Source organism: Caballeronia sp. BR00000012568055 (genome assembly GCF_029439455.1).
Lineage (GTDB): Bacteria > Pseudomonadota > Gammaproteobacteria > Burkholderiales > Burkholderiaceae > Caballeronia.
In genome coordinates this window covers 40,214-51,098 of the sequence record NZ_JAQFVG010000268.1, presented here as the reverse complement: position 1 = coordinate 51,098, position 10,885 = coordinate 40,214, and the positions used below count along the sequence as shown (strand labels likewise).

At 59.3% G+C, this 10,885-nt stretch carries 10 protein-coding genes, 1 tRNA gene and 2 pseudogenes; 9 read left to right on the top strand and 4 right to left on the bottom strand.

All coding sequences use genetic code 11. The features are described 5' to 3' along the window. From P7F28_RS15850 to P7F28_RS15820, 7 genes and pseudogenes are all read left to right on the top strand, one after another. Positions 1 to 211 (top strand): hypothetical protein (locus P7F28_RS15850; RefSeq protein WP_277185463.1); only part of this gene is annotated, 211 nt, incomplete at its 5' end. Beyond that, positions 212 to 397 (top strand): hypothetical protein, encoded by a 186-nt coding sequence (locus tag P7F28_RS15845; protein WP_277185462.1) that lies wholly within the window; start codon positions 212 to 214, stop codon positions 395 to 397. A 116-nt stretch (positions 398 to 513) separates the two neighbouring features. Continuing rightward, a pseudogene (locus tag P7F28_RS15840) lies at positions 514 to 2,664 on the top strand (filamentous hemagglutinin N-terminal domain-containing protein); the annotation flags it as partial. Positions 2,665 to 2,860: 196 nt separating this feature from the next. Beyond that, positions 2,861 to 3,058 (top strand): annotated as a pseudogene (locus P7F28_RS15835) (hemagglutinin repeat-containing protein); the annotation flags it as partial. A 105-nt stretch (positions 3,059 to 3,163) separates the two neighbouring features. Beyond that, entirely contained in the window at positions 3,164 to 3,697 is a 534-nt protein-coding gene (locus P7F28_RS15830) for a polymorphic toxin type 22 domain-containing protein (RefSeq protein ID WP_277185614.1), read from the top strand. A gap of 398 nt (positions 3,698 to 4,095) precedes the next feature. Continuing rightward, positions 4,096 to 4,347 carry a hypothetical protein gene (locus tag P7F28_RS15825; protein ID WP_277185461.1) on the top strand — a complete coding sequence of 84 codons (252 nt, stop codon included), beginning with the start codon at positions 4,096 to 4,098 and terminating at the stop codon, positions 4,345 to 4,347. Beyond that, the gene (locus P7F28_RS15820) at positions 4,337 to 4,804 is read left to right on the top strand and encodes a hypothetical protein (RefSeq protein WP_277185460.1); all 468 of its coding nucleotides are present in this window, start codon (positions 4,337 to 4,339) and stop codon (positions 4,802 to 4,804) included. Before P7F28_RS15825 ends, P7F28_RS15820 begins: the two co-directional genes overlap by 11 nt. Positions 4,805 to 5,632: 828 nt before the next feature. Here P7F28_RS15820 and P7F28_RS15815 read toward each other — a convergent pair. After that, positions 5,633 to 5,717: transfer RNA gene (locus tag P7F28_RS15815), tRNA-Leu, on the bottom strand. 123 nt (positions 5,718 to 5,840) lie between these two features. On the opposite strand from P7F28_RS15815, the gene P7F28_RS15810 reads away from it, so the two are divergent. Both P7F28_RS15810 and P7F28_RS15805 read left to right on the top strand, forming a co-directional pair. Beyond that, positions 5,841 to 6,425 (top strand): TMEM175 family protein, encoded by a 585-nt coding sequence (locus tag P7F28_RS15810; protein WP_277185459.1) that lies wholly within the window; start codon positions 5,841 to 5,843, stop codon positions 6,423 to 6,425. Then, positions 6,425 to 6,877: a metallophosphoesterase family protein gene (locus P7F28_RS15805; RefSeq protein WP_277185458.1), complete on the top strand. Its 453-nt coding sequence runs from the start codon at positions 6,425 to 6,427 to the stop codon at positions 6,875 to 6,877. Before P7F28_RS15810 ends, P7F28_RS15805 begins: the two co-directional genes overlap by 1 nt. A gap of 51 nt (positions 6,878 to 6,928) precedes the next feature. On the opposite strand, the gene proP is transcribed toward P7F28_RS15805, so the two are convergent. From proP to argA, 3 genes are all read right to left on the bottom strand, one after another. Next, on the bottom strand, positions 6,929 to 8,404 hold the full coding sequence (gene proP, locus P7F28_RS15800) for a glycine betaine/L-proline transporter ProP (RefSeq protein ID WP_277185457.1): 1,476 nt from the start codon (positions 8,402 to 8,404) through the stop codon (positions 6,929 to 6,931). Positions 8,405 to 9,092: 688 nt separating this feature from the next. Then, positions 9,093 to 9,365 (bottom strand): oxidative damage protection protein, encoded by a 273-nt coding sequence (locus tag P7F28_RS15795; RefSeq protein ID WP_277185456.1) that lies wholly within the window; start codon positions 9,363 to 9,365, stop codon positions 9,093 to 9,095. 59 nt (positions 9,366 to 9,424) lie between these two features. Next, positions 9,425 to 10,795: an amino-acid N-acetyltransferase gene (gene argA / locus P7F28_RS15790; protein WP_277185455.1), complete on the bottom strand. Its 1,371-nt coding sequence runs from the start codon at positions 10,793 to 10,795 to the stop codon at positions 9,425 to 9,427. Positions 10,796 to 10,885 lie beyond the last annotated feature (90 nt).

Sequence of the window (10,885 nt, the reverse complement as noted above, 5' to 3'; positions counted from 1 at the left end):
AGAAAATCGTTCCGATGGGATTTTTGAATGGCAGGGTATTTTATGGAGGGATTTGCCGGTTAGGTTCGACGGGGAAGTTTGCAGATTAATCGGACGCAATTGCGTTAAGCAAAAGTTACTGCGCGTGGTCTATTTGTATTACAAGCCGAATTTACCGGTTTCACGGATGCGTTTGTTGTCCTGGATATTCCGATGCAAGCCGGCAAATTGAATGGACGACGCGCCTAATAATGATTTCGATCCTTTTTCAAGGAATGGCATTGAAACGCGGGGGACTCATTCGACCGGACAGGAATTCGACGGCGCCGTTGCCGTGACGGTGACCGTCGCCGGGACTGGCTGTACGCTGGTGACCGTGCGTGGAAACGATCCATCGCAGAGGCCGTCTTTTGCCTGAAGTCAAGGGCATTCTGAAATAAGGGCATTCCGATTACGACGCGCGCTATAAGCGTGCGTAAATATCGTGCTCCAGTTCAGATCGGCTGGGTTCGATTTCGCATAAGCAATAAAATAATGAATAAGTACTGCTACAGATTAATTTTCAACCAGCTGCGCAATATGCTGGTCGCGGTCAGCGATCACGCATCGTCACACGGAAATGGGTCGGCTCGGGGCGCTGATCGTGCACATCCGGCGGTTGAATCGTCGCGCTTCGAACCCGCTATTAGCCTGATGGCATGGGCTGCCATGCTGCTGCTGGGCACCGCATCCAACTTCGCAATTGGCCAGATCGTCGCCGCGCCGGGATCGGGCGCACAAGTTATCCAAACGCAAAATGGATTGCCGCAAGTCAATATTTCAAGGCCGTCCGGCGCGGGCGTGTCCGTCAACACATATTCACAATTCGACGTTCAGAAACCCGGCGCTATTCTGAACAACTCGCCAACTCTGGTTCAGACACAACAGGCGGGGTATATCAATGGCAATCCGAATCTGAGTCCTAATGGCTCGGCGCGGATCATCGTCAATCAGGTGATGTCCAATGCCCCCAGCCAATTGCGAGGGTACGTGGAGGTCGCCGGCCCGCGCGCCGAAGTGGTCATTGCTAACCCGAACGGGCTGGTTGTTAACGGTGGCGGCTTCATCAATACGTCGAGAGCGATTCTTGCCACCGGCACGCCGAACTATGGTCCCAACGGCAGCCTTGCCGGCTTCGCCGTCAATAGCGGCAATATCACGGTCGAAGGCGCGGGGCTGAACGCCAATAATGTAGACCAGGTTGATTTGTTGTCGAGAGCGATCGCGGTGAACTCGACAATTTATGCCAAAAACCTCAATGTGATCGCCGGTGCGAACAGCATCGATCACGATTCGCTGGCGGCGACGCCGATCGCAGGCAATGGCGCCGCGCCGGGCGTGGCGATCGATGTCAGCCAATTGGGTGGCATGTATGCGAATCGAATCGTGCTCGTTGGCAACGAGTATGGCGTAGGGATCAGCACACGCGGGGTGCTGGCGGCTCAAGCGGGCGATATGACGCTCACGACGAGTGGCAAGCTGATCCTGGCGGGCCAAACGAATGCGAGCGGCAACCTCAATGCGAGCGCGGCGCAAGGCATCGACAATACCGGGACGACGTACGCGCAAGGCAACGTTAACGCGAGCACGGCGGGCGCGTTGACCAACAGCGGCTTGCTGGCGGCACAGAACAATACGACGGTGAATGCCGGCAGTATCGGCTCGACCGGTACGCTTGCTGCCGGTGTGAATGGCGACGGATCGCTCGCGCAAGCGGGCGAATTGAGTGTCAGCGCCTCGGGTGCAGTCACGGCTACGGGACGCAACGTGGCGGGCGGCAACGCGACCATCAGCGGCAGCGCCGTGAATCTTGCCGGCAGCACGACGTCAGCGAACGGCGCGGTCACGCTCGCCGCGACCGGCGCAAACTCGAACGGCGACCTGAATCTGTCGGGTGCCACGACCACCGCCGGCAGCACGCTTAACGCGCGCGCCAGCGGCACGCTCACCAACGACAACGGCTCGATGTCCTCGGGCGGCGCGCAGACTGTCACGGCGGGCGCGCTATCGAACCGTAATGGCCAGATGGTGTCGGGCGGCACGTTGACGGAGAACGTATCGGGTGCGATCAGCAACCAGGGCGGCACGATGCAGGCCAATGGCGCGCTGGCGTTCGCTTCGGGTTCGTTCGATAACACGGCGGGCCGCGTCGCATCGCTCGGCGCGGATGGCGTGAAGCTCACGGCGGCGGGCCTGTTGAACAACGGCGCGGGCGGCAGCATCGGCGGCAATGGCGCGGTCACGGTGCAGGCGGGGCAACTCGCCAATGCCGGGTCCATCACCGCGGTGCAGAACCTGATCGCGACGGCGGTTCAGACGTTGTTCAACAGCGGGACGATCGCCAGCAATGCAAACACGACGCTCTCGGCAGGCACAACGCTGACGAATGCGGGACAGTTCGGTGCAAAGGGCGGGTTGTCGCTCTCGGCGTCGACGTTCGATAACAGCAACGGCAAAGCCAGCGCCGATCAGTTCACGCTGCATGCGACGAATCTGGTGAATCACGGCGGCAGCATCACGCAGACCGGAACCGGTGCGACCACGTTCGATGTCACCGGCACGCTCGACAATTCGGCGGGCGGCACGCTGCAGACCAACAGTACAGACCTGACGCTCGCACCCGCGACGCTGGATAACGACGGCGGCACGATTACGCATGCCGGTCAGGGCACGCTGACGGTCAAGGCGAATAACGGCGCGGGCAACGTGTCCAACGTCGGCGGCACGATTGCCAGCAACGGACAAGTCGTCGCTCAGAGCGGCGCGCTGAACAACGCGTCGGGTTCGATCAGCGGTCAGAAAGGTCTGGCGGTGACGGTCGGCGGCACAGTCAACAACGCGAATGGGGGTGTCGGTGGGGACGAACGGCGTCGGCGTCTCGGCGGCGATGTCGAACGCGCACGGCGACGCCAACAGCGATGCGGCGATCCAGAACGCGTCGCACATCACCGGCGCGAACAGCGTGACGGTGATCTCGGGTGGCGATACGAACATCACCGGTTCGCAGATCGCGGGCAAGCAGATCGCGGCGGACGTGGGCGGGAATCTGAACATCACGTCGGTGCAGGATACGACGGTGAGCGCGGCGCATCAGAGCAGCGTGGGTGGCGGAATCTCGATCAGTCAGGGCGGTGGTGGCGCGAGCATGAGCGCGCAATATGGGCATGCCGATGGTGACTATGCGCAAGTCCATGAGCAGGCCGGACTCTTTGCGGGCGATGGTGGCTTCGATGTGAACGTGAAGGGGAACACCGACCTCAAGGGCGCGGTGATTTCGGGTGCGGCGGATGCGAGCAGGAACACGCTCAATACGGGCACGCTGACGTTCTCGGATATCGAAAATCACTCGCATTACTCGGCCAATAGCATCGGCGGGTCAATGGGATTGGCGCCGGGTGCGACGACGGAGAAGTCGGTGGGCACGGCATCGGTGCCGGGTTCGGGCGGTCTGGTGCCGATGATCGGTCAGCACGAGAGCGGCGACGCGACCAATGCATTCCTCAATGGAGATGGCAATCAAGCTTTTATCTCTATACCAACGCCTTGGCGATTCAATGTCATCGGCGCATTAACACATGCTTACGGCGGGTCTACCGCGCTTGAAGTGGGCATTGGGTCCGCCTGGTGGCACGTCGTTTGGGATCGTGCCTTGGAGTCATTCAACGCCGGTTGGAAATAAGTAAGGAGAGAAAATGCCAGCAGTAGGGGGAGGGCCGTCGCCGGAGCAATGGAAACGAATGAGCACGAAGGAGAAAGTTGTCTATTGGCTCTTCGTCAGCGTTGCTTTGGTATTCGTTGGTTACCTAGTCATCGAGAAGCTTCTAAGTTAGAAACATGCAAACAAGAAACCCAGCCTATGTATCGAGTGGCAACTCGCAGAGCGCCGGGTTCAAATTGGCGCGCGTGCTTAGCTGTAGCCAGAGCGACGTGGTATGACATCGATGGATGACCTGGGCCGCTGATCTGGTGGTCTTCCGAACGAGTGGTATTGGACGAAACAATTCAATGCCGCGTCCGTTCAACTCTGTAAGACGCATGCCTTCTCGAATTTCGAGTGAACGCAAAACGATGAGCACAATGACCGTTACCGAACTAATCGATACGTCAGAGCAACTTCTCGAACATCTGCAAGGTTTGATTGTTCGTTCGCGTCCCCCAAGGGGCGGTGGAGACCGTATAAGCGTCGGTCTGGTTTTGACAATCGCCGAACAATTCGAGGCCGCGTTGCGTCTGACGCGTGCGCAAATGAGCACCCACGCCGCCACGCACGTTCGGTCGATGATCGAAGCACTCGTTGTGATGAAAATGCTCGACATTGATGCGATATGAAAACGCACGCGGCGAGCGACGCGTCTGTGAGGGCATTCTCGGCGATCCCGGTATTCCCGAGGAGGCGAAAGCACCTATCCGTGATCGCTTTGAAATCTGTCGTGCCGAGTGCGACCGAATGCGCGCCGCAGGCTGCAAGCCGAAGAAGATTAGTGACGACTTCGGGACTGCGAAGTTGTGGCATCTGGCGGGACCATACTCGATGTTGTGTGCCTTTTCTCATAACGACCTGAACGTCATCGCGCTTCGGCATCAGGGTGAAATGAGCATGGTCTACAAGCAAGAGGTCGCGCCCGAGCTTGTACGGTCCATCGTTACGAGTGGCTTAATGGTACTCATGGACGCCACGGATCAATTCGGGCGAATCGCAAGATTTCCTGAGGGCGTGTTCGAGTCGGTCTATGCGGAAATGGGTGAAAAGTGGCTCAGGGTAGTGGACGGCGATGGCACGCTGTAATGGCGATTGAGCGTAACTACGAGCGGTTCCTTTTGGGCGGGGAGGGTTGCCGAGGCGCATCAGAGTCGAGCAGGGTGTGCCGCTATTGCAGGATGCGTGGTGGCGGGCATGATAGGCCGGCGGCGGCGAAAATAGCCATCCGCCGGATGGCAGTTCTGATAACCATGAAATGCGCTCCGGTGAGCCGACAGCAGGGCTGGCAGTGCGTCATCCGCGAGGCAGTTTCGGTTAGCGACGTGTACCGGGGGAAGCGACTGGTTTATCAAAAGCCGTGAACAAGAGCTCCACCGGTTTGAATCAATATTTAAGCGGAACGGTATGGACCGTTGCGTTCAAGACCGCGCAGGAAAGGCGTTGCGGCGGTTGAGAAAATGCAACTTAATTTGCTGGTACAGACCGTTCTTGAACGCTGTCGCACCAATCAAAGGCTCGTTCCTCTGGCCTCTCGAGACGTGGCGCGATGGTTTCAAAGGTCAAACTCGTCCTGATAAGCACGACGCGCTTTGGACCAGCCGATCGAAACCCGCCATTAGCAATCCTCAGGATTTGATAGGCGCGGATACGCTAAGAGCTTCGCAGGCGCAGCCAACCGAGGACATCATTCTACGTTTGCAATGCTCGGAGCAAGGAGGCGAACGCAATGATGCAATAAACCCGTCAAACACCGGCAATAGCGCGTGGGCCCCTTGTTGGGGCTATTTTGGGGTCGAGAGGCAAAAACATACCGGTTAGTACCGGTTGATCCCGCGATATCGCCCATAGGCACGTGCGCCTAACTCGTTGAATACACACAGAAACGAGCGTTTCCGTGTTTTGGTAGTATGTACTTGGTGCCGGGGACCGGACTCGAACCGGCAAGCCGTTAGGCGGCGGATTTTAAGTCCGCTATGTTTACCAATTTCATCACCCCGGCAGGGCGGACGGCATTCTACCACTGCGTTCCGGCACACCAAAATCGACTAAGACGAAAGCAGGCAGCCAAGTCCACAAGATTCACGCATAATCGCGACAAAAATCCACAGGCGCGAGGACTCAGATGGGCAAGACCCGGCTCGAAGCGTTCAGCGATGGTGTTATCGCCATCATCATCACGATCATGGTGCTGGAACTCAAAGTGCCTCACGGTGACGATTTCGCCGCGCTCGCGCCGCTGCTGCCCGTGCTGTGCGCGTACGTGCTGAGCTTTATCTATGTCGGCATCTATTGGAGCAATCATCATCACCTGTGTCACGCGATCGAGCGTGTGAACGGCTCGGTGCTGTGGGCAAATCTGCATCTGCTGTTCTGGCTGTCGCTGTTTCCGTTCACGACGAACTGGATGGGCGAGAACCATCTCACCGCCGTGCCGACCGCCTGCTACGGCTTCGTGCTCTTTATGACCGCCGTCGCGTATTACATCCTTACGCGCACGCTCGTCGCGATGCACGGCGACAACGAGCGCCTCGAACGCGCGCTCGGCGCGGATCGGAAGGGCAAGCTGTCCGTGCTGCTGTATCTTGTGGGAATCGCCGTGTCGTTCTGGCAGGCGTGGATCGCAGCGCTGATCTATGCGCTCGTCGCCTTGCTCTGGCTCGTGCCCGACCGGCGCATCGCGCGGATGCTCGCGAGCGAAGAAACGTGATGCGCATCGGTCTCGTCTCCGATACGCACAATCTCGTGCGCCCCGAAACGCTCGATGCCTTGCGCGGCGTCGATCACATCATTCATGCGGGCGATATCTGCAAACACGATGTGCTCGATGCGCTGGCGTCACTCGCGCCGCTGACCGTCGTGCGCGGCAATAACGATGTGGCTGAGGATGTCGCGCATCTTCCTGAGCACGTGCGTATCGAACTGGGCGGGATAACGTTTCATGTCGTGCACGATATCGCTGATGTGCCGCGAAAACTCGATGGTATCGACGTCGTCGTGACCGGCCATTCACACAAGCCGCTGATCGAACAGCGTGGCGCGGTGCTGTTCGTCAATCCCGGCAGCGCGGGGCCGCGTCGCTTCAAATTGCCGATTTCGCTGGCTTGGCTGGAGATCGATGAAGGCCGCATTGACGCGCGTATCGTTCAGCTAGTCACATAAAAAAAGCCGATGCGCGAGGCATCGGCTTTCTTGCAAGCGTGAAACAAGGCGTTAAGCGCGCGCCGTACCTTCCGGCATACGATCATCCATCTCCGCAGCAACACGCTCGCCGCGCAGAATCGCGTGCGCTTCCGAGTGCGTGGCCACGGCAGGCGGCGAGCCCTTCAGCGGCTTCTTGGCCGTCTCATGCAGCGCCAGCACCGAGATAATGCCAATCACCGACGCGCCCATCAAATAGTACGCGGGCATCATCAGATTGCCGGTCTTGTCGACCAGCCATGCGGTCACCAGCGGCGTCGTGCCACCGAACAACGACACCGACACGTTGAAGCCAATCGCCAGCGCGCCATAGCGAATCTTGGTTGGGAACAACGCCGGCAGCGACGACGGCATCACGCCGGTAAAGGTCGAAAGCAGCGCGCCGAGAATCATCATGCCCGCGAAGATCGACGGCACCGTGCCCATGCGGATCAGCGTGAGCGCCGGCATCGACAAAACCAGCAGACCGATACAACCCGCGAGCATCACGGGCTTGCGGCCCACGGCATCCGACAGACGGCCGAGCAGCAGCGTGAGCGGCATCATCAGCACCATCACCACGAGCACGATAAACAGGCCGTGCGTTTCGTTGAACTTGAGCGTCGCCGACAGATAGCTCGGCAGATACGACAGCGCCATATAGTCGGTCACGTTGAAGATCAGCACCAGGCCGACACATTGCAGCAGCGGCTTCCATTGCTGAATCAGCGTTTCGCGGAACTGTTGCTTGGTCGTTTCGTGCGATACGGCTTCGGCCTTTTCCGCTTCACGCTGGAACGCGGGCGTCTCTTCGAGCTTCATCCGGATATACAGGCCGATCAGACCGAGCGGACCCGCCACCATGAACGGAATACGCCAGCCCCACGACAACAGCGCGTCCTGCGACAGCGTCGCCGTCAGCACCGCGACCACGCCCGCGCCGAGCACATAGCCCACGAGCGTGCCGAACTCCAGAAAGCTCGACATGAAACCTCGCTTCTTGTCCGGCGAGAATTCAGCGATGAACGTCGCCGCGCCGCCGTACTCGCCGCCCGTCGAAAAGCCTTGCAGCAGACGCGCCGCCAGCAGGAGCACAGGCGCCATCACGCCGATGCTGTCATAGCTCGGAATCAGGCCGATACAGAACGTGCCGATCGCCATCATGATCATGGTCATCGCGAGCACGCGCTTACGGCCGATTCGATCGCCGAGCGGCCCGAACACCATGCCGCCGATCGGGCGCACCAGAAACGCCGCCGCGAACGTGCCGAACGTCGCCAGCAACTGCGCGGCCGGACTGCTCGACGGGAAAAACACCTTGCCGAGCGTCACCGCGATATAGCTGTAGACGCCGAAATCGAACCATTCCATCGCGTTACCGATGGCCATCGCGCCGACGGCGCGCTTGAGCAGCGATTGATCGACGATCGTGATGTCGTCGATGGTGAGGCCGGATTGATTGGATGACGCGTTGCGCTTGCGCCAAAGGCCCTCGTGTAGAGCGTTCATAGTTTTAAAAACTCCGTATTGATCCCGAGCGCTCGCGAGAACGTCGGGCGCGTCGCCTGTAATTCGGGCGATGCGTATTGCCGGGACAGTGCAGTTTCGTGACGGCGCCGTGTTGCTTAAACGTGATGCACTAAGCAAGAGCCAATGGCATCGCTCAGCACGACTCTTAAGCCGATGCTGAAGATCCTCAGAGCAAAAACGGTGCCGATGCCTCGCGGTGTGAGTCGCGAAAATGCACTCGGGATACAGCGTGATCAAGCCAAACGAATTTGACGTGCGGACGGCTGGCTCAGCGGGGAATCTGAGCTGCCGCGGGGTGGGCCGCGACGTCGGCGAAAACTAAAGCTGAGACGAAAAAGGCCGGCGATGCTGCTTGGAACCGACGCGCCTCTTTGTATAAAAACTGTCAATCCTGCGCGTGTGCTGCATTTAAGGCTACGCGCGAATGATGGTGAATTACGAGTGACAACGACGAAGATAATAACACGATGACCGACGATGTGCAAATCGGCCGATCTGGCGCGACGCTTCAACAGGCCGCAATCCCTTGCTGCGCTTAGGATTGCGCCTAATTCTGTTTGTTCGGTTTAGTCCAATTTTCCTGACCGCACGGACAACTTGCGGACGACAAAAAACCGGTCACGCGGACCGGTTTTTCATCGACAACATGCAGCGTGCGTAGCGAATTTCAGCTCTGCGGCGGCACATAACCCTGCGCGGTATCCGCGCCTTCACCGAAGAAATACTTCTCCGTCTGCTTGATCAGATACTGACGCGCGCGCGGATCGGCCATATTCAGGCGGTTTTCATTGATCAGCATGGTCTGCTGCTTGAGCCAGCCTTGCCACGCTTCCTTCGAAACCGTTTCGTAGATGCGCTTGCCGAGTTCGCCCGGCAGCGGCGGAAAATCGAGTCCTTCGGCTTCGCGGCCGAGCTTCGCGCATTGAATCATTCGAGCCATCGTGTGTTTCTCCTGTATCGGGGTGGAAGGCGCGCTGCGTGAACGAGCGCGGCCATCGATCAAAGCTGTTTCATCAATACGAGCGATTTGCGCTGCCAGTTGTACAGGCGGCGGCGGTCTTCCGGCAGATCGTCAACGGTGACCTTGACGAAGCCGCGTTTCAGGAACCAGTGTTCGGTGCGCGTCGTCAGCACGAAAATGCGCGTGAGGCCGCGCGCGCGGGCGCGTTGTTCGATGCGTTTCAACAGGCGCTCGCCATCGCCCGAACCTTGCGCTTCGGGCGCGACCGTCAGGCACGCCATTTCACCGATGCGCTCCTGCGTGTACGGATACAGCGCCGCGCAGCCGAACAGCACGCCATCGTGCTCGATCACCGAGAAGTGGTCGATATCGCGTTCGATCTGGTGGCGGCCGCGCCGCACGAGCGTGCCATCGGTTTCCAGCGGTTCGATCAGCGTAAGAATGCCGCCGACGTCGTCCGGCGTGGCTTCGCGCAGACTCTCGAGGTTCTCGTACGAGATCATCGTACCGACGCCGTCGTGCAGGAACAGTTCGAGCAGCACGCTGCCGTCGAGCGTGTACGGAATGATGTGGCCGCGCGCCACGCCGCCACGGCAGGCGCGAATGGTGTGCTTCAGGTAGAACGCGGTATCGCCCTGAAGCTCGCCGCTTTCCTGCAGCCGATACGCGTCGTCCAGCGACATTTCGCGGATCAGTTCGCCTTCGGTGTCTTCCAGCCCGGGAATTTCCGTCACGAAGATAATCTTGTCGGCGCGCAACGCGATGGCGGCGGCGGACGCGACATCTTCCATCGACAGATTGAACGCTTCGCCCGTGGGCGAGAACCCGAGCGATGACAACAACACCAGTTTGTTCGATGCCAGCGACTGGCGGATGGAATCGCCATCGATCTTGCGCACCACGCCGGTGTGCTGGAAATCGACGCCATCCAGAATGCCGACCGGCCGCGCCGTCACGAAATTGCCCGACACCACGCTAATATGCGCGTGCGCCATCGGCGTATTCGGCAAGCCCTGGCTGATGGCGGCTTCGATATCGAGCCGTACTTCGCCGGCTGCTTCTTTCGCGGATTCGAGCGCACGGGCGTCCGTGATGCGCAATCCGTGCGAAAACGACGATTCCACGCCGTGCAAACTCAACTGTTCGTCGAGCTGCGGACGCGAGCCGTGCACCAGCACGACGTGAATGCCCATTGCGTGGAGCAGACCGACGTCCTGAACCAACGCGTTCAATCGACCTTCCTGCACCAATTCGCCGCCGAACGCGACGACGAAGGTTTTGTTGCGGAACGCGTGAATATACGGCGCGACGGAACGCATCCAGTCAACGAACTGGGCGTGAGGATTCGGCGCTTCCGGCTCGGCGGGAGCGGGCTGCGACGGTATCGTGAGGTCGGTTTGGGAATTCATGCCGGGATTATAATGCGACGCTATGCGGAATGTTTCTCGACCCTCGCGTCCCAATCAAGCCAAACAGGCGGGCAAGTCCCAGTCTGCCGA